14 protein-coding genes, 1 tRNA gene and 1 pseudogene are annotated in these 18,544 nt (G+C 57.0%); 11 read left to right on the forward strand and 5 right to left on the reverse strand.

Annotated features, from left to right (window positions below):
- Positions 1-35: 35 nt before the first annotated feature.
- Both cydB and AC5RE1_RS06180 read right to left on the reverse strand, forming a co-directional pair.
- Positions 36-1,157, reverse strand: a complete 1,122-nt coding sequence (gene cydB / locus AC5RE1_RS06175; RefSeq protein WP_006681646.1) for a cytochrome d ubiquinol oxidase subunit II — start codon at positions 1,155-1,157, stop codon at positions 36-38.
- A gap of 17 nt (positions 1,158-1,174) precedes the next feature.
- Positions 1,175-2,719 (reverse strand): cytochrome ubiquinol oxidase subunit I, encoded by a 1,545-nt coding sequence (locus tag AC5RE1_RS06180; protein WP_006681645.1) that lies wholly within the window; start codon positions 2,717-2,719, stop codon positions 1,175-1,177.
- A gap of 531 nt (positions 2,720-3,250) precedes the next feature.
- Here AC5RE1_RS06180 and AC5RE1_RS06185 point away from each other — a divergent pair.
- The 11 genes and pseudogenes from AC5RE1_RS06185 to AC5RE1_RS06235 all read left to right on the forward strand — a co-directional run bounded on the left by AC5RE1_RS06185 (position 3,251) and on the right by AC5RE1_RS06235 (position 14,638).
- Complete coding sequence (locus AC5RE1_RS06185) at positions 3,251-5,995, forward strand: Rne/Rng family ribonuclease (protein ID WP_006681644.1); 2,745 nt, start codon at positions 3,251-3,253, stop codon at positions 5,993-5,995.
- Between the two features lie 213 nt (positions 5,996-6,208).
- The gene (rplU, locus tag AC5RE1_RS06190) at positions 6,209-6,517 is read left to right on the forward strand and encodes a 50S ribosomal protein L21 (protein ID WP_006681643.1); all 309 of its coding nucleotides are present in this window, start codon (positions 6,209-6,211) and stop codon (positions 6,515-6,517) included.
- Between the two features lie 33 nt (positions 6,518-6,550).
- On the forward strand, positions 6,551-6,811 hold the full coding sequence (gene rpmA / locus AC5RE1_RS06195; protein ID WP_006681642.1) for a 50S ribosomal protein L27: 261 nt from the start codon (positions 6,551-6,553) through the stop codon (positions 6,809-6,811).
- 108 nt (positions 6,812-6,919) lie between these two features.
- The gene (obgE, locus tag AC5RE1_RS06200; RefSeq protein ID WP_006681641.1) at positions 6,920-8,440 is read left to right on the forward strand and encodes a GTPase ObgE; all 1,521 of its coding nucleotides are present in this window, start codon (positions 6,920-6,922) and stop codon (positions 8,438-8,440) included.
- 29 nt (positions 8,441-8,469) lie between these two features.
- Complete coding sequence (gene proB, locus AC5RE1_RS06205; protein WP_006681640.1) at positions 8,470-9,585, forward strand: glutamate 5-kinase; 1,116 nt, start codon at positions 8,470-8,472, stop codon at positions 9,583-9,585.
- A 37-nt stretch (positions 9,586-9,622) separates the two neighbouring features.
- The gene (locus AC5RE1_RS06210; RefSeq protein WP_493938456.1) at positions 9,623-10,906 is read left to right on the forward strand and encodes a glutamate-5-semialdehyde dehydrogenase; all 1,284 of its coding nucleotides are present in this window, start codon (positions 9,623-9,625) and stop codon (positions 10,904-10,906) included.
- On the forward strand, positions 10,903-11,595 hold the full coding sequence (nadD, locus tag AC5RE1_RS06215) for a nicotinate-nucleotide adenylyltransferase (protein WP_493938457.1): 693 nt from the start codon (positions 10,903-10,905) through the stop codon (positions 11,593-11,595). Before AC5RE1_RS06210 ends, nadD begins: the two co-directional genes overlap by 4 nt.
- Before the next feature lie 71 nt (positions 11,596-11,666).
- Positions 11,667-12,206, forward strand: a complete 540-nt coding sequence (rsfS, locus tag AC5RE1_RS06220) for a ribosome silencing factor (RefSeq protein WP_493938458.1) — start codon at positions 11,667-11,669, stop codon at positions 12,204-12,206.
- Between the two features lie 2 nt (positions 12,207-12,208).
- Entirely contained in the window at positions 12,209-13,012 is an 804-nt protein-coding gene (locus tag AC5RE1_RS06225; RefSeq protein WP_006681636.1) for a histidine phosphatase family protein, read from the forward strand.
- A 132-nt stretch (positions 13,013-13,144) separates the two neighbouring features.
- Positions 13,145-13,217, forward strand: a tRNA-Ala gene (locus AC5RE1_RS06230).
- Between the two features lie 299 nt (positions 13,218-13,516).
- A pseudogene (locus AC5RE1_RS06235) lies at positions 13,517-14,638 on the forward strand (IS1249 family transposase).
- Between the two features lie 103 nt (positions 14,639-14,741).
- Here AC5RE1_RS06235 and AC5RE1_RS06240 read toward each other — a convergent pair.
- The 3 genes from AC5RE1_RS06240 to AC5RE1_RS06250 are packed head-to-tail and all read right to left on the reverse strand — an operon-like array spanning position 14,742 to position 18,200.
- Entirely contained in the window at positions 14,742-15,803 is a 1,062-nt protein-coding gene (locus tag AC5RE1_RS06240; RefSeq protein ID WP_006681634.1) for an NAD(P)H-dependent glycerol-3-phosphate dehydrogenase, read from the reverse strand.
- Positions 15,804-15,830: 27 nt separating this feature from the next.
- Positions 15,831-16,529 (reverse strand): L-ribulose-5-phosphate 4-epimerase, encoded by a 699-nt coding sequence (locus AC5RE1_RS06245; protein ID WP_006681633.1) that lies wholly within the window; start codon positions 16,527-16,529, stop codon positions 15,831-15,833.
- A gap of 3 nt (positions 16,530-16,532) precedes the next feature.
- A complete protein-coding gene (locus AC5RE1_RS06250) occupies positions 16,533-18,200 on the reverse strand; it encodes a ribulokinase (protein WP_493938459.1) in 1,668 nt (555 codons plus the stop codon).
- Between the last annotated feature and the right edge of the window lie 344 nt (positions 18,201-18,544).

Raw genomic sequence — 18,544 nt, forward strand, 5'->3', positions numbered from 1 at the left:
CACTGACGCACCGGGCCACCGAAGTGTTTTAAAGATCAGCCAGCAAGGAAGTTCTCACCAAGACGGATCTTGGAGGGAATCAAGCCAGGGTTCTGATCGACGTCGCCAACCGACACGCGCTTGCGGAAAGCCCAGTAGGACCATGCCGTGTAGATCAGGACGATCGGCGTGAAGATCAGAGCAACGATAGACATGACAACCAGGGTTGCCGGTGAGGACGATGCTTGGTCGATCAAAAGCGAGTACGCCGGATCGATCGAGGACTTCATGACGGCCGGAGCCATCGCCGAGAAGACCCAGGTGACGGTCGAAGCGATTGCGACAGCCATCAGGATGAAGGACAGGCCTTCGCGACGCAGTGCCTTCTGGCTGAATGCGGTCGAAGCAATGATCGCGAGTGCTGCGACGAGCAAGGGGATCCATGCCAGGACGTTAGCCGAGTAAGCGAACTGACCCCAGATCAGGAAGATTGCGGCAACGACGGTTGCTGCGATCGACAGGGGAGCTGCTAGGCCGTTTGCGCGCTCACGCACATCGCCTTCGGTCTTGAGCGCCAGGAACTGTGCACCGACTGCCGTGCAGACGGCCAGGATTGCGACACCACCGAGGATGGTGAACGGGGTGAGCAGTGAGAAGAAGCCACCGGTCAGCTGGTGCGTTGCGGTTGCAAGCGACTGAGTGACCATATCGGGTGTGACAACAGCGCCGGTCATCTCATCGACGACCTCGATCTTCATGCCCTGAACGAGGTTTGCGAATGCAACACCGAACAGAACGGGAACCAGGACAGCGGTCACGGTGTGGATGGTGTCCCACGTGCTACGCCACTTTGCCGTTGCGATCTTTGCGCGCCACTCAAGAGCGGAGATGCGCAGGATCAGGCAGAAGAGGATGAGGAACAGAGCAAGGTACATGCCCGAGAACATCGTGGCGTACCACTCTGGGAATGCTGCAAAGGTGGCGCCACCGGCGGTGAGCAGCCAGACCTCGTTGCCGTCCCAGTGGGGGCCAATGGTGCGCAACATCTGCGTGCGTTCTTCGTCGTTCTTGCCGATAACTTTCAGCAGGATGCCAACGCCGAAGTCAAAGCCTTCGAGGAACAGGTAGCCGGTCCAAAGAACGGCGATGAGGATGAACCAGAGGATTGAAAGTGTCATTGCAGTTTCGCCGCCTCTCAGTATCCGAAGGACAGGTCGCCGGCGGGAGCGTCGGTTTCTGTCTTCTTAGCGGTGTGGATGCCCTCGCGCACGTAGCGACGCATGAGCAGGAACCAGATAACGCCCAGCAGAGCGTAGAGCAGCGTGAAGCCGATCATGGTTGCAAGAACCTGTCCGGCGGGAACTGCCGTTGAAATACCGGTGTCGGTCATCAGCATGACGGAACCGACCGGATCGCCGTTCGAAAGACCTGCGATGTTCGGGACGACAACCCACGGCTGACGACCGATTTCGGTGAAGATCCAACCGAAGGATGCTGCCAGGAACGGCAGAGTCAGGTTGATCAGTGCCATCGTCGACAGTGACTTCGAACCGGGGACGTTGCCCTTGCGGGTAGCCCAGAGGCCCCAGAGTGCGAAGAGCAGGGAGAGTATGCCAAGGCCGATCATGAGGCGGAACGACCAGAAGGTTGCCATCTGCGGGGGAACGAAGTTGTACTGAGCTGCATCGCCGTACTTGGCGGTGAAGTCAGCGTTCGAGTTCAGCAGTTCGACCATGCGCGCCTGCTCGTCAGCGACACCTGCGGAGGTTGCGCTGAAGTCATTGTGCGACATGAAGGAAGCAACGCCGGGGACCTCAATGAACTTGGTGGGTGCTTCGCCGGAGGAATCCAGTGGGCAGGAACCGAACTGGGCGACGGTGAAGGCAGCGCCATCGGTGTCGACGCAGATGCCTTCGGCGACTGCCATCTTCATCGGCTGAAGCTTGACCAGTTCCTGGCCCTGGAAGTGGCCGGTGCCCATGACGCCGAGAGCGCCGACAAGCATGGCGATCAGGCCGAAGCGTGCAACGGGATGCCAGACGTTCTTTGCCTGGCTGGTTGCTTCTTCGCTTCCTTCGCGCTGTGCGCGAACCATCCACCAGATGGAGATGCCGGCAACTAAAGAGCCTGCGGCAAGCCATGCGGTGGTGATGACGTGGGTGTATTCCCAGATGAGCGCCGGGTTTGTGAGGAGCTTGAAGAAGCTCATGGAACCGTCGAGGACTGCGCGTCCAGCTTCGGGGTCGTACTTTGCGCCGACCGGGTGCTGCATCCAGGAGTTTGCGCCGAGGATCCATGCGGCTGAAACGGCGGTGCCGATGGCGACCAGCCAGATTGTAGCCAGGTGCATGCCCTTCTTCAGACGACCGAAACCGAAGATCCAGAGGCCCAGGAAGGTGGATTCCATGAAGAATGCAAGGAGTGCTTCGACTGCGAGCGGTGCACCGAAGATGTCACCGACGTAGCGGGAGTATTCTGACCAGTTCATACCGAACTGGAATTCCTGGACGATACCGGTGGAAACGCCCAGTGCGAAAGAGATGATTAGGAGCTTGCCGAAGAAGCGGGTGGCGTGGAGCCATTCCTGCTTTCCGGTCTTGTGCCAGAACGTCTGCATAAGTGCGACAAGGAGTGCCAGTCCGATGTTCAGTGGAACCAGCACGAAGTGGTAGACGGTAGTGATACCGAACTGCCACCTGCCGAGCATGACAGAGTCGAGCGCTGCCTGCGCGAGGGTCATTGTGCTCGCCTTCCCTCAAATAGTTCGTTGATGGATGGTGCGCGTAGTGACTTTGGGCCCAACAAGCGGGACTATCGTCACGTGCTTACCTGTCAATTTAGCCCATGATTGTTCTCTTTTGAGTTGATTTTTGTGAAAAAGGCCGTTATCTGACAGACCCGATACTTTCGTCATTATTTGGGCTGTTTTTTGGCTCGAAAGTCCCGTCTTGCCAGTTTTCAGATGGTGCTTCGGCAATGTTCAAGTGGGTATTTAGCTCACAGTTGGTTTTATAAATTTACGAGGACGAGACGCGTCGTATATATGCGCCGTATATAACTGTGCCCCTTTAAACGGCTCGGGTAAAAATGTGGCAAACTTGAGTGTGTATCGGACATTGCGGACACACCTTCGCAATGAGATAAACGTCGAAGACGCCTCATGCGCCGACGTTTCGACCGCGATTAGCGGTAACCGTCAGGATTTCCGCCCCTAGAGGGCGAGGCCGAGGGCTGGCCCGGTGTGGGACCGTGCCCTCACAAATGGAGAATTGTGACCACTGAGAATGCCTCTTCGGCACCTTCAGCGCCTGCAGCGTCATTGCTGTTCCAGCAGCCTGCGTTCCAGGCTCCCGTTTTTCACGCACCTGTCGAGCAACCCGCCCCGGCTCGTTCGTCGCGCTCGCAGTCTCGTTCAAACGACGAGGCCCCTGCGGAAACCCCCACGCGTGAAAAGCGTTCTCGTAAGACTCGTAAGACCGCAAAGGCTGATGCCGATACCGGTGAAGCCCAGGTTGAAGAGGCAACTGATTCTGCAGAAGCCTCTCAAGCTCCTGATACGAAACGCGCGCGTCGTCGTACCAAGTCGAATGACACGGTTCAGACAGATGCGGACAAAGGTGAAGAGGCCCAGGCGGAAGACGCTGCATCGTCGGATGCTACGCAGTTAGAAGACGATGGGGAAGAGACCTCAACGCGCCGTCGTCGCCGTCGTCGCACACGTTCCACCGCATCCGACGATGGTGACGTTAACGACCAGGTGAAGGCTCTCAAGGGGTCGACTCGTCTGGAAGCGAAGAAGCAGCGTCGCAAGGAAGGCCGTCGTGAAGGTCGCCGTCGCCACGGTATTACTGAGTCGGAGTTCCTGGCTCGTCGCGAGTCCGTGAATCGTCAGATGGTGATCCGAGATCATGATGGTCTGGATCAGATCGCGATCCTCGAAGATGATCTGCTGGTGGAGCACTACGTTGCTCGTCGCACCCAGAAGTCGATGGTCGGCAACATCTACCTCGGTCGCGTGCAGAATGTGTTGCCCTCGATGGAAGCCGCATTCGTTGATATTGGCCGTGGTCGTAACGCCGTCCTCTATGCCGGTGAAGTGAACTGGGATGCCGTTGGTCTTGAAGGCAAGCCGCGTCGCATCGAGTCTGCTCTGAAGTCGGGTGACCCGGTTTTGGTCCAAGTGACCAAGGATCCGATCGGCCATAAGGGCGCGCGTCTGACCAGTCAGATCACGCTGGCGGGACGTTACCTGGTGCTGATCCCGAACGGCTCCATGATGGGTATCTCGCGCAAGTTGCCCGATCGTGAGCGCACCCGTCTGAAGAAGATCTTGAAGCAGGTTGTTCCCACCGGTTCGGGCGTCATCGTACGTACCGCAGCTGAAGGTGCAACCGAAGAACAGATTCGTGACGATGTCGCACGCTTGAGCGCGCAGTGGGCGTCAATCGAAGAACAGCAGAAGAATACGAAGACCGCTCCGACGCTGTTGCGTGGCGAACCCGAGCTTGCTGTCCGCGTTGTCCGCGATATCTTCAACGAAGACTTCTCTAAGCTTGTGATTGAAGGAAATGAAACCTTCGAAACCGTCAAGTCTTACGTGGATGAACTTTCACCGGAACTGTCTGACCGCGTCGAAAAGTGGGTGGGCACCGATAACGTGTTTGCTGCTCACCGCATTGACGAGCAACTGTCGAAGGGTATGGACCGCAAGGTCTGGTTGCCGTCGGGTGGCACGCTCATCATTGACCGTACGGAAGCGATGACGGTCATTGATGTCAACACCGGTAAGTTCATTGGCGCCGGTGGCACGCTGGAAGAAACCGTGACGCACAACAACCTTGAGGCTGCCGAAGAGATCGTACGTCAGCTGCGTCTACGTGATATCGGTGGCATCATCATCGTCGACTTCGTTGACATGGTGCTCGAATCCAACCGCGATCTGGTTCTTCGCCGTCTGGTCGAGTGCTTGGGTCGTGATCGTACGCGTCACCAGGTCACAGAGATTACTTCTCTCGGTTTGGTGCAGATGACGCGTAAGCGCGTGGGTGAGGGCCTCGTCGAAGCTTTCTCAACCCCGTGCGAAGCGTGTGAAGGCCGTGGCTTCATCGTTCACGAGCATCCGGTTGAGCTCTCGGGCTCGCAGTACCACACGGGGTCTGCTCCGAAGTCGAATAAGCGCAAGAAGGCTGAGCGCATCGAAGACTCCGCCGAGCACGAAAAGGCCAAGCAGGCCCTGTCCGCTATCGCCGCCGCATCGCGCAAGTCTGATGAATCCGACGCGTCTGCCTCCGCTGATTCTCCGGTCAACGAGGCCGCCTCCGCGGGTGAGAAATCTGCTCCCGAATCAAAGGGTGCTAAGGGGCGCAAGCGTGTGCACGAAAAGGCCGGTTCGACCGTCGCTGACTCTGCTTCACCTGCTGTTGAAACGGGCGAAAGTGAACAGGAACAGCCTGTGAAGAAGCGTCGTCCGCGTCGCGCAGTCCGCGTGTCGTCAGAAGAAACACTCTCCTCTTCGACTGAGGCTGAAAAGAGCGAATCGAAAGCTGATGCCACCGCTCAGGTCACACCGGTTGAGTCCGGTTCCGCGGGCCAGACAGACAATAAGTCTGAAAAGACTGCGCGGCCTCGTCACCGTCGTAGGGCAGTCTTGATGGATTCTGCCCAGCCGGATGTGAGCGAGCCCATAGCACATGCTACGCCGGCGAACGAGCCTGAAGCTCAGAAGGCAAGCGGGTCCAAGACTCGCGCGCGATCGGCGTCGGCTCACTTAGCACCGTCCGCATCTACGCCTCGAAAGACGCGCAGGCGTGTTGTCACCACACCAAGCGTTGAACCGGAAAAGACGGCTCCCGCTCTGGTGTTGGACTTGCCCGCTAGGGTAGAGGCTCGCGCAACAGTGATTGCCCCCACGATGACAACGGATGCGTTGGCTTTACCTGAAGCCTCCACGTCTAGCGCTTCCAAGCCGAAGCGTCGTCGTCGCGTCGCCACCCAAAGCGGCGACGAGACTGCCTGATTTATCTAAACTAGGGTGACTCGGCGTGTCGCCAAAAGTTGCAGGGTGTGGAATCGCACAGCGTAAAACCCCTGTTTTTGGCTCATCCAAGTTGCCCTCAGATAGGCAAATCAGCTAAATTTGATCGTCGGCGCGACCAGCGCCAGCGGGATAAATATTGAAACGCTGTTCAAGCGAATCCCGTTCCGTATATCTAGAAGAGATGAGCTACACGTGGTCTACGCGATCGTCAAGGCCGGCGGCCGTCAGGAGAAGGTCTCCGTCGGTGACGTCGTCGTCGTCGACAAGGTTTCCGAAGAAATCGGTTCCAGCATCGAGCTTCAGCCGCTGATGCTGGTTGATGGCGATGCCATCACCGTCGATGCTGCCAAGCTTGGCAAGGTCACCGTCAAAGCAGAAATTGTGGACGCAACTAAGGGTCCGAAGATTTCCATCATCAAGTACAAGAATAAGTCGGGCTACCGTAAGCGCCAGGGACACCGTCAGAAGCTGTCGGTTGTCAAGATCACTGAGATCGCCTGACCTGAGACCGATTCGAGCAGAAAGTAGTTTCTGATGGCACATAAGAAGGGCCTTGGTTCCTCCCGTAACGGCCGCGACTCGAACGCTCAGCGACTGGGCGTTAAGCGCTACGGCGGTCAGCTTGTGAACGCAGGCGAGATTATCGTTCGCCAGCGTGGCACTCACTTCCATCCGGGCGACGGCGTTGGTCGTGGCAAGGATGACACCCTCTTCGCCCTGCGTGCAGGCGCCGTTGAATTCGGTGTGAAGCGCGACCGTAAGGTTGTCAACGTCGTTGAGCCGGTCTCTGCCTGAGACCGATCGCTTGAAGGGGGCGTCCGGCACATGCCGGGCGCCCTTTTCACATAGCTTTGATGTGCAGAGGTTTGTGCACAGATCCTCGGATCGCTTTAAGGAGACGAAATGGCAGACTTCATTGATCGCGTGACAATCCATGCTGCTGGTGGCAATGGCGGTAACGGTGTTGCCTCGATTAAGCGTGAGAAGTTCAAGCCTCTCGCTGGCCCAGATGGCGGCGACGGCGGCAATGGCGGTTCCGTCATCCTCGAAGTTGATCCGCAGGTGACGACGCTCCTGACGTATCACCGTGGTCCACACCAGAAGGCGAGTAACGGTACGCCCGGCATGGGTGACTTCCGTCAGGGTAAGAACGGCGAAGACATTATTCTTCCCGTTCCCGACGGCACGGTTGTGAAGTCCCCGTCCGGTGAGTTGCTTGCTGACCTCACTGGTGCAGGCGAGCGTTTCATTGTTGCTGAAGGTGGCCGAGGTGGCCTAGGTAATGCTGCGCTTGCTTCGAAGGCACGTAAGGCTCCTGGCTTCGCTCTGCTGGGGGAGCCCGGCGAAGAACGCGATGTTGTGCTTGAACTGAAGTCGGTCGCAGACGTTGCTTTGGTCGGTTTCCCGTCGGCTGGTAAGTCGTCGATTATCGCTGCGATGTCGTCTGCCCGCCCGAAGATTGCGGACTACCCGTTCACTACGCTGATCCCGAACCTTGGTGTTGTGCAGGCTGGCGATGAACGCTACACGATTGCTGACGTTCCCGGTCTGATTCCTGGCGCTTCTTCCGGTAAGGGCCTCGGCCTTGACTTCCTGCGTCACATTGAACGCTGTGGTGTGATTGTGCACGTGCTGGACACCGCCGCCTACGAATCCGAGCGTGAACCCCTGTCTGACCTGAAGACAATTGAAGCTGAACTGGCCGCCTATCAGGGCGATCTTGGCCAGATTGAAGGCTACGTTCCACTGATGGAACGCCCGCGTGTCATCGTCCTCAATAAGGTCGATGTGCCGGACGGTCGCGACTTGGCAGAGATTACGCGCCCCGAACTCGAGCAGTTCGGCTGGCCGATCCACGAGGTTTCTGCCGTCACGCACGAGGGCTTGAAGGAACTGTCCTTCACGCTGGCCGCCCTGGTGAAGAAGCACCGCGAATCCCTGCCTGAACGCGAAGCGCGGCCGGTTATTCGTCCGAAGGCTGTCGGGTCGCGTGACACCGTCACTGTTGGACGCGTCCAGATGGATGGTGAAGAGGTCTTCCAAGTTCGTGGTGATAAGCCTGAACGCTGGGTTCGCCAGACTGACTTTGCGAATGACGAGGCGATCGGCTACTTGGCTGACCGTCTTGCTGCCGCAGGCGTTGAAGACCAGTTGATGAAGGCCGGTGCCTTCGCCGGAGATACCGTCGTCATTGGTCCGCTGGATACCGGCATTGTCTTCGATTGGGAACCGACGCTTACCACCGGTCCGGAACTGCTGGGACAGCGTGGCACTGACGTGCGTATTAACCAGTCGGCTCGCCCGACGCGTAAGCAGAAGCGCGAGATCCACCATCAGGTGATGGACGCGAAGACTGCGGCGCGTGAAGAACTATGGACCGAACGCCAGAAGGGCGTGTGGACCGACCCACATAGCGAAAACTGAACCACTTATCCCTAAGGCAAGGACTCGAAGTGACTCCTTCGTGTGACGGCCGTATCAACGATGCGAACCGTATTGTCGTCAAAATTGGATCCTCGTCGCTGAGCCGCGATGATGGTGGCCTGGATCTGAACCGTATTGATTCCGTAGCGCGCTTGGTCGCGAAGTGGAAGACGCCGGGTAAAGAGATCATCATTGTCTCTTCCGGTGCGGTTGCAGCGGGTCTGGATCCGCTGGGCTTCAATTCGCGTCCGCGCGATCTGGCAAGCGTTCAGGCTGCTGCCGCGATGGGGCAGGGGCTCCTGGTTGCTCGCTGGACGGCAGCATTTCAGGCGCACCACCTTGATGTCGCTCAGTTGCTGCTCACCACTGAAGACGTCATGCGTCGCGAACACTACACGAACGTGCGTTCTGCGCTTGATCGCCTGCTCAGCTGTGGAGTTGTTCCGATTATTAACGAGAATGATGCGGTCACTACTCGCGAGCTTCGCTTTGGCGACAATGACCGTCTGGCCTCGTATGTGGCGCAGATGGTTGCAGCCGACGCGCTGATCCTGCTGACCGATGTTGATGGGCTGTATACCGCGCCTCCCAGCCATCCGGGTTCGCAGCTCATTCGCGAGGTTCATTCGACCGACGACCTACATGCTGTCTTGGTGACGGGCTCGGGATCAAAGGTGGGCACCGGAGGCATGGTGACGAAGGTTCAGGCTGCGACGATGGCTGCGACCTCCGGCATTGGGGTGGTCTTGACTAGCGCGGATGAACTGGGGACTGCACTGTCGGGGAGCGCGACGGGTACATGGTTCGCTCCTTCATCGGTTCGTCCGGCATCACGTCGCCTCTGGATTGCTCATGTTGCTCATTCTCGTGGCGAAATCATCGTCGACGAGGGGGCGGGTCGTGCAATCACCGCAGGCAAGAAGTCTTTGCTGGCTGCCGGCGTTGTTCGCATCATCGGACACTTTGATTTAGGCGATGTTGTAGATATTGCTGGCCCAGCTGGCCTGTTGGCGCGAGGCATCGTCTCCTACGACTCCGATGAGGTCGCACACATGGCGGGCTTGTCTGCTGAAGATCTGCGTCTTTCGGGTTGGGAGCATCCGCGCCCGATCGTGCATCGCGACGACTTGGCACCGCTGGTCTAGTACTGCTCAGCGCTCCAACCTGTGGGAAAATGGGGACATGACTGACCAGATTCCTGATATTTCAGATCTGACTACGGTTGCGCGCACGGCCTCCTTGTCGCTCGCCGTGGCGACAGCTGGTGTGAAGAATCGCGCGCTGGAAGCAATTGCGATTGCCCTTGAAGAACGGTCCCGCGAAATCTTGTCTGCGAACCAGCTGGATTTACTGCGAGGTCGCGAAAACGACATGTCCGCTGGGCTCTTGGATCGTTTGGCGTTGGACCAGTCGCGTATCGCGTCAATTGCTGATTCTGTTCGCGAGGTCGCCAGCTTGCCGGATCCGGTCGGCCAGATCCTCCGTGGAACCGTGAATGAGCTGGGTCTTCGTATCCGTCAGGTGCGCGTGCCTATGGGCGTTGTCGCAGTGATTTACGAAGCTCGTCCGAATGTGACGATTGATGCGACAGTGCTTGGCCTGAAGTCCGGTAACGCGGTTATTCTGCGCGGTGGTAGCGCGGCGTTTAACTCGAATCAGGCGATCATCACCGTGATGCGTGATGCTCTTGAAAGCGTTGATCTGCCCGCTGATTTAGTTCAGACGGTTGACCATCTGGGACGTCCCGGTGTGACGGCTTTGATGCGTGCTCGTGGTGGCATCGATGTGCTGATTCCTCGCGGTGGTGCGGGCTTGATCCAAGCTGTCGTCGAAAACTCGATTGTCCCTGTTATCGAAACAGGCACGGGTAACTGTCACGTTTACGTTGATGAGGGCGCAGACCTGGAAGCTGCTGAACGCATCATTATGAATGCGAAGACTCAGCGTGTGGGTGTCTGCAATGCAGCTGAGACTCTCCTTGTGCACGAAGCCGAAGCCGAGCGTTTCCTGCTGTCAGCGCTGACTCGTTTGGCAACAGCTGGCGTTACTCTGCACTTGGATCCTGCTTCTGCCCAGATTGCTCGTCAGACCCCGTCGATTGACTCCGATATGTGGGTTGAGGCAACCGAAGAAGACTGGGCAACCGAATACCTGTCGATGGATTTGGCTGTGCGGGTTGTCCCCTCGATTGATAAGGCCATCGCCCATATTCGTCGCTACTCGACCGGTCACACTGAAGCGATCTGCACCCGTTCGCTTCAATCCGCGAACCGTTTTCAGACTGAGATTGATTCGGCTGCCATTGCGGTTAACGCGTCGACCCGTTTCACCGACGGTGGCCAGGTTGGATTGGGCGCAGAGATCGGTATCTCGACTCAGAAGCTTCATGCTCGGGGTCCGATGGGCTTGGCTGAACTGACGACAACGCGGTGGATTATTGAAGGCGATGGGACGGTTCGTCCATGAGTGACCAGACTTGCACCCAGGCCAGTAGCGTCGATGGTGTCGAGGCGCCCGATGATGCTCTGACCACCAGTGCAGCTAAAGAGTTTTCAGCCGGTCGGCCTCGTCGATCCATCGGGATCATGGGTGGAACTTTCGACCCCATTCACCACGGCCACCTTGTCGCGGCGTCGGAAGTGATGGAAGTCTTCCAACTTGACCAGGTTGTGTTCGTCCCCGCGGCGATGCAACCGTTCAAGGCCGGGCGCAAGGTGACCAGCGCCGAACACCGCTATCTGATGACGGTTGTTGCCACGGCATCGAACCCGCGTTTTACCGTGTCTCGTGTCGATATTGACCGTGGTGGGACAACGTACACGATCGATACGCTGACCGATCTTGCGGCGCAATACCCGGAGGATACGGACTTCTACTTCATTACGGGCGCAGATGCTCTGGCACAGATCGCCCAGTGGAAGGACGCGGATAAACTGTTCGAAATGGCGCATTTCGTCGGCGTTACTCGTCCAGGACATCAATTGGATGCGTCGGGTTTGCCTAGTAATTCGGTGTCGTTGGTGGAGGTCCCCGCAATGGCGATCTCGTCAACGGACTGCCGTAAGCGCGTTGAAGGTGGGCATCCGGTCTGGTATTTAGTGCCCGACGGTGTTGTCCAGTACATCAAGAAATACGACCTGTACACGGATCAGTGACGGGCATAGAATCCGCCGATTGTTGGCGTGAAGCATCCGCCGATTGTCGGCGTGAAGAGAGGGAAAACCACGTGAGTGAAGCGCAAAAGGATCTGCGAGACGTCATCGTAGAGGCAGCGATCGACAAGTTGGCGACGGATCCTGTGGCGGTGGACGTGGGGAATCGTCTGGCGTTGGCTGAGTCATTTCTGATTTTTTCTGCTCCTACGGATCGTCAGGTGCGCGCGATCGCTGAAGAAATCATGGATCAGACGGCGAAGCAGCTGGGTGTGAAGCCCGATCGCATCGAGGGTCGTACAGCTGGCACGTGGGTGCTGATCGACTACGGTGAGTTGATCTGCCACGTTCTGACCGATGAACAGCGCGAGTTCTACGCTCTGGAAAAGCTCTGGGCAGACGGTAAGGTGACGCACCTTGCTCCCGAGGGAGAGGCCGCACGCATTGCCGGTTTTGTTGTGGCACCGGGCACGGTGGGTGCTGGGGTCGGTACTCCGATGTCGGCGGCTGAGGTTGTTGCGTCGATGGGTGATGCACGAGGCATGGACTTGGCATCAGCGATTGCATCAGGCGCGATGGATTTAGCCGCCGATTCTGACGCTGAGGAAGACTGATCATGACCGAGCCTGCTACTTCTTCACCCGCTACTGTCACCGCACCTGCCAGCGACACTAACTTTGCTGTTGAGACACACGATGACGGCGCGAACCGTATTGTGTTCGTGCGTCACGGACAGACGGACTATAACGTTGAGCGGCGTTTCCAGGGTGTGATTGATCGTCCGTTGAATACTTGTGGTCGTAAGCAGGCTGAGCGCGCTGGCGAGGTTCTAGCGAAGCGTGTCCTGTCACGGAGTGCTCAGGTTGGTGTGAGTGTTGCTTCCCAGACCTCGAATAAGGTTGTGATTGTTTGTTCGCCTCTGTCGCGGGCCTCGGAAACTGCTGAGCTGATGGCTGGAGTGTTTCGTGCCCAGGGTGGCGATGTTGAAGGGCCGATCGTGGATGAGCGCCTGATTGAGCGCAACTACGGCCTGTTTGAGGGACTAACCCTGCCGGAGGCTCGCGAAAAGTATCCGGATTTGGTGGATGCGTGGCGTCAGACGGGCGAGAGTGGCGAGGCGTCAATTGAGCCATCGGATGTTGTGGGGGCGCGCGTGCGGGATGCTACTTTTGAGGCGGCTCGCCAGGCTCCTTCGGATGCGACTGTCATTGTGGTTGCTCACGGTGCAGCAATTTTGCGCGGTCTAATTACCTGCATGGGCTTGAACCCGCTTGAATTTGATGCGATGCGTGGCTTGGATAATTGTCACTGGTCAGAGCTTGTTCGCGTGGGTGGGGGAGGTTCCGGTGCGTCGGGTGCTCCGTCTTTCCGTTTGGCTGCGCACAATATTGGATACCGCGAGGATGTGTTGGGCGCGTAAGCATCGCGCATCTGCTTGTCGCGTGGATCCTGTGATCGCGGCTGGTGTGATGGCCTGCACGGGGTTTCGATTTTACGAACCGGCTGGCGTTCCGTTATGCTTAACGGGTCGCAAGTGCGATGAACTGAATACGGGGCTATGGCGCAGTTGGTAGCGCGCTTCCATGGCATGGAAGAGGTCAGGGGTTCGAATCCCCTTAGCTCCACTACGAGCACGCTGAGTTGATACAATTTCGCAGAACTAGAGTTTTGCGCAAAGGTGCGCGCAAAATGTGAAAACGCGCGAAAAATCTAAAGCTCCTGCTCACAGGCATAAAACTAGGGCTGACTACCTGAACGGTGGTCAGCCCTTTTGTTTTTCGTGCTTCTAATAGCTATCTGCAGGAAGTTCTATTTTGGGCTTATAGGTCATTTCGGGCTTATAGGTCATTTCGTGTTGGTTTTTCGTGGACTTTTCGTTGTGTTGGTAGGGGAAAGTCGGGTTTGAAGTCGGTTGAATTCGAGGATGGGAAATCCTCGTTGTTTAGTTTGTGTTGGATCAACACATAAGTGGGGCAAGACTGCTGCTGGTCGAGTCAGGTTTAGGTGTAGTAAGTGTGGAGCGAGTCAGTCGCGTCGTAATGATATTCAAGCGCGGTATTTCGCCGCGTTTTTAGAGTTTGCCACTGGCCGGTTACGCTACCAGGATCTACTTGGTGGGGGTCGTAGTGCTCGGCGCCATTTTGAAAGGTTTTGGCATTTATGGCCTACTAGCCCACTGGTGGATGAGGTTCATCATGTGGTGTTTGTAGATGGGATTTATCTAGCCTGTAACGTGGTGGTTTTGATTGCCTGCACTAAAAAACACGTGTTGGGCTGGTATGTGGCCAAAGGCGAGTATTCCGGAGCGTGGCAAGCCTTGTTTGATCGCATCGCCCCACCAGATGTCGTGATCTGCGATGGGGGCAGCGGGATCGCTAGCGCCTTACAAGCTCAGTGGCCTACCACCAGGGTGCAAAGGTGTACTTTTCATGCTTTCAGCGCGGTGAAACGTAAAACTACCACGCGTCCTCGCACCCAGGCCGGAGTGGAACTCTACGGGCTAGCAAAGCGTTTACTACACATAAAAACCTCAGCTCAAGCCACCCAATGGTGAGTAGACCTAGCTGCTTGGAACACTACTTACAAAGCCTTCCTGGCCCAAAAAACAAGACTCGAAAACGGGGCCATAGTTCCCACCCACCGGCGGTTAATAGAAGCGCGTAACTCCCTTAACAGCCTAGTACGCAAAGGCACTCTATTTACCTACCTAGACCCCCACCTACACATCCCCACACAACCCATCCCAGCCACCACCAACCACATTGAAGGCGCCATTAACACCCAACTAAGAGCACTACTGCGCACCCACCGGGGAATGCCTCTAAACCACCGCGTAAAAGCCGTCCTGTGGTGGTGCTACCTACACACCGAAAACCCCGCCGTCCCCGCACAAATACTCACCAACACCCACACAGATCAAGAAATCACCCAACTATTCGCAACCGCCCAACACCGCGCCCAAAAACAAAAACAACTACAAGGCTGGGGCACAGCCATCAACTGGACCGACCTCCACCACTGCCAACCATGGAAAGAAACCTACTAAACAAAAACCAACACGTTTTGTCCTATAAGCCACGAATGGCGCTAGACAGACAAAGGCTGCCCTCCAGTTTGGCAGGGCAGCCTTTTATTGACTAGAGCTTAACTCACTTGAGGTTCGCAAAGAACTTATCCCATGGCATTTCCAGTGGATGATCCTCTTCAACAACCGAGTAGAGGAAGCGGCAGAGCGGGAAGTCCTCTTCCTTGATCACACCACGCTTTGTCAGCGCACGCAGTGCCTTACCAACCACCGAAATGGCGGCAACGCCCTCCAGCGTCACGCCCTTCATGTGGACGCTACGCACCTCAGAGAACGGCACGCCCTGGCCGACGAAAGTGCCGGCCTTCACGTTGCGTCCGCCCATGGAGGTGACGAACATGTCGCCAACGCCACCCAGACCGATGCCTGTATTCGGATCGCCGCCCATCAGCTTGATGAAGTGGATCAGCTCCTTAGCGCCCTGGGCAAACACCGCCGAGGAGTAGTTGTACATGACGTACTTGTCGTTCTCCTTGCCTGCCGCCTCAAGCATGCCCTTGGCGAAGCCGGCAGCGAACGCGTAGATGTTCTTGGTTGCAGCGCCGGTCTCGTGGCCGACGAAATCCAGAGACGTCCACACGTGGTAGTAATCCGTACGGAACATGTCAGCCAGATAATCCAGATCGTCCTGATCGTGGCCACAGAACACGACGCAAGTGTCGTGATGAACGGCAACCTCGCCAGCAATCGACGGGCCAACAATCGCGTTCCAAGAAACCTGATCTACAAGTTCCTTGGGTAGCGCGTTCTGGATAATGGTTGGCAGCAGATGCAAGGTGCCGTCCTCGTCTGCGCGCATGCCCTTAGTCACGCAAAGCAGCTTCTGACCCGGCTTCAGCAGGGTCTTGAACTGCTCGGCGATCCACTCGATACCGAACGAGTTAACGCCACACATGACGACGTCGGCACCCTCGAATGCCTCGGCGACGTCCTCAAGCTGGTAAGCCTTGATGTTCTCGTTGACCTTCAGGCCAAGATTCGGGTGCACCCCGGTCTTCTGGATTGAATCGATGATCTCGCGGTCAAGATGCGTGCCGACAAGGCGAACCTCGTGGCCGTTCTCAGTGACCGGGAATGATAGAGCGGTGGCCATAATTCCACTACCCAAAACAACCATCGTTGCCATAACAAATCCTTGCTATTGATTGAAGCTTTAGTTCTGGCCGTAGACGTTTTGGTAGCGCTCCCAGAGCTTGTCGATGGCATCGGACTCAACCGGCACCGCCCCGCCCAAGGAATTAGCGATCGCCACGGTCTTGGCGACCTCCTCCACCATCACCGCCGCCTTCACGGCTGCGGTTGCGTCCTGGCCCACAGTGAAGGGGCCGTGGTTTGCCATCAGCACGGCTGGGGAACGCGAAGACTTGAGCGTCTCGACGATTCCCCTGCCAATCGAGTCGTCACCGATGATCGCGAACGGCCCAACAGGGATCTCACCGCCGAACTCGTCGGCGATCATGGTCAGCACGCACGAGATGGGCTTGCGCACGGCAGAAAAAGCGGTGGCGTACGGCGAGTGCGTGTGCACAACCCCGCCCACCTCGCTCATGTGGCGGTAGACATATGCGTGAGCGGCAGTGTCCGACGACGGGTTCAGACCCTTCGAGGTGTCGTCGTCGATCTTGTTGCCGTCAAGGTCGCAGACCACCATCTTGCCGGGCTCTAGCTCGTCGTAGCGGACACCCGAAGGCTTGATGACGAACAGGTCCTCACCCTCAACGCGCTCGGAGACATTGCCCGCCGTCCATACAACCAACTGGTTTGCCGGCAGTTCGGCGTGCAACTTTGCCACCTTCTCGCGAGTCCACTGAATGCGGTCGCGGATATCAGACGAAAAATCAGAAATGTGCATTTACTACTTCTTTTCCTTCTGCTCGCTCTGGAATGCCTTCATCCTTGCCATGATGTCGGTCTCGTCACGCCCGAAGTGATCGTGCAGTTCCTTGTAGAAGCTGAAGACCACGTCGTACTCCTTGGAGCTGGGCTCGTTCGGCTTGTACTTGTACTGCTCGGTCTGGGACATTGCCTCAGCAGCTTCGAATACCGATGGGTAGATACCGGCGGCAGTGGCAGCGAAGACGCAAGCACCCAAGGAGCCAGTCTGCGGAGCCGTCGAAATCGTGATCGGCTTGCGGGTGATGTCCGCGAGCATCTGCATGTAGAACTCGTTCTTCAGCAGACCACCTGCGGCAACAATCTCGTCGATCTTGACGCCGTACTGCTCAAAGTTTTCGATAATCACGCGCGCACCGAAGCAGGTCGACTCGAGTAGTGCTCGGTAGATCTCTTCTGGTTTTGTAACTAGGGTCAAGCCCATGATCGTGCCTGAAAGGCGCGAGTCAGAAAGAATTGAACGGTTGCCGTTATGCCAATCCAGTGCGATTAGACCGTGTTCGCCAATCTTCTGCTGCATGGCTAGTTCGCCGAGCAGCTCGTGGACGGAAACGCCCTTCTCCTTGGCGAGATCCTCGTACCTTACAGGGATGCAGTTCTCGGTGTACCACGCGAAAATGTCGCCAACTGCCGTCTGGCCTGCCTCGTAACCCCAAGCACCATCGACAGCACCGCCGTCGACAATTCCGAAGACGCCAGGAACCTCGTGTAGCTCCTTATCGTTAACTACGTAGCAGCTGGAGGTGCCCATGATGGCGGTCAACTGACCAGGCTTGACGGCGTTAGCACCAGCAACAACAACGTGCGCGTCAATATTGCCAGAAGCGACTGCAATTCCTTCAGGCAGTCCCAGAATTGCTGCAGGTTCGCTATGCAAACCACCAACTTTGGCTCCCAGCGGCAGGATCGGGCCAGACATCTTGTCCTCGAAAACAGTACCGAAGCCCTTAGAAACCGATTCCAGGTATTCCTGCGAAGGGTAATGGCCATCCTGGTACATGCGCTTGTAGCCTGAGTCGCCAGCCGCGTAAGTCAATTTTCCTGTCAGCTTCCAGGTCAGCCAGTCCATCAAGTTGACGAAGTAAGAAGCTCCGTCGTAAACGTCGCGGGCCTTCTCGTAGGTCTCCAGGACCTTCGGCAGCAGTAGCTCGGAAGAAAGGACTCCACCGTAACGGGCCAGCCAAGGCTCGTTACGCTCCTTAGCGGCGGCAACCAGACGGTCTGCCTGCTCCTGCGCACCGTGATGCTTCCACAGCTTGATCCAAGAATGCGGATTATTCGCATACTTGGGCTTCTTGCAAAGCGGCACGCCGTATTTATCCGTTACCAAGATGGTTGCCGACGTGCAGTCCACGCCAATTCCGACCACACGAGTGGGATCGATTCCGGCGTCCTTGACGGCTCCAATAACTACACGGCGAAGAACGTACTCATAATCGCCCGGATCCTGCAACGCGTAGCCAGGCGGCAGCGCCTGGCCATCAGCACTATCCAGCGTCTCGTCCATGACACCGTGCGGATACTCGGCAACAGCAGTGCCAAGCATTTCACCATTGTCTGCGCGAACCACAACAGCACGCCCAGATAGTGTTCCAAAGTCAATACCGACTAGATACTTAGTTTCTGGCATCTTCGCTTTTCCGTACTCGGTTCCTCAATACGAGGAGTTTTTGCTAGTTAACAAAGCGATGACCCAGCCCCTCCTTGAACTGAATCACTGATACTTTGCAACTTTACACGAAACTGCTTTCACCATAGCTTGGTCTTCAATCTAAAAGTTAAAAGACAGATCCCCGACCCCACCCTCGCCTCGCGATTTTTCAGCGTCCGGTAGTAAATCAGTGAGCCATGCCAGGCTCTCGCGTAGTGCTCTTGTGCGCCGCGCATAAGCCCTGAGTGATTTGGGGCGGCATGAACGCCCTAGTCCTGGCTTATGTCGGACTGCCATGTGGCCGAAACCGTCGGCCGCGGTGA

This window comes from Actinotignum sp. usb-actsch-rep-73 (assembly GCF_059082735.1).

Excerpts from the sequence above, each read along its gene's own strand:
- cydB (WP_006681646.1), bottom strand. The coding sequence starts at position 1,157 with ATGACACTTTCAATCCTCTGGTTCATCCTCATCGCCGTTCTTTGGACC.
- AC5RE1_RS06180 (WP_006681645.1), bottom strand. The coding sequence starts at position 2,719 with ATGACCCTCGCGCAGGCAGCGCTCGACTCTGTCATGCTCGGCAGGTGG.
- rpmA (WP_006681642.1), top strand. The coding sequence starts at position 6,551 with ATGGCACATAAGAAGGGCCTTGGTTCCTCCCGTAACGGCCGCGACTCG.
- obgE (WP_006681641.1), top strand. The coding sequence starts at position 6,920 with ATGGCAGACTTCATTGATCGCGTGACAATCCATGCTGCTGGTGGCAAT.
- AC5RE1_RS06210 (WP_493938456.1), top strand. The coding sequence starts at position 9,623 with ATGACTGACCAGATTCCTGATATTTCAGATCTGACTACGGTTGCGCGC.
- nadD (WP_493938457.1), top strand. The coding sequence starts at position 10,903 with ATGAGTGACCAGACTTGCACCCAGGCCAGTAGCGTCGATGGTGTCGAG.
- AC5RE1_RS06225 (WP_006681636.1), top strand. The coding sequence starts at position 12,209 with ATGACCGAGCCTGCTACTTCTTCACCCGCTACTGTCACCGCACCTGCC.
- AC5RE1_RS06240 (WP_006681634.1), bottom strand. The coding sequence starts at position 15,803 with ATGGCAACGATGGTTGTTTTGGGTAGTGGAATTATGGCCACCGCTCTA.
- AC5RE1_RS06245 (WP_006681633.1), bottom strand. The coding sequence starts at position 16,529 with ATGCACATTTCTGATTTTTCGTCTGATATCCGCGACCGCATTCAGTGG.
- AC5RE1_RS06250 (WP_493938459.1), bottom strand. The coding sequence starts at position 18,200 with ATGCCAGAAACTAAGTATCTAGTCGGTATTGACTTTGGAACACTATCT.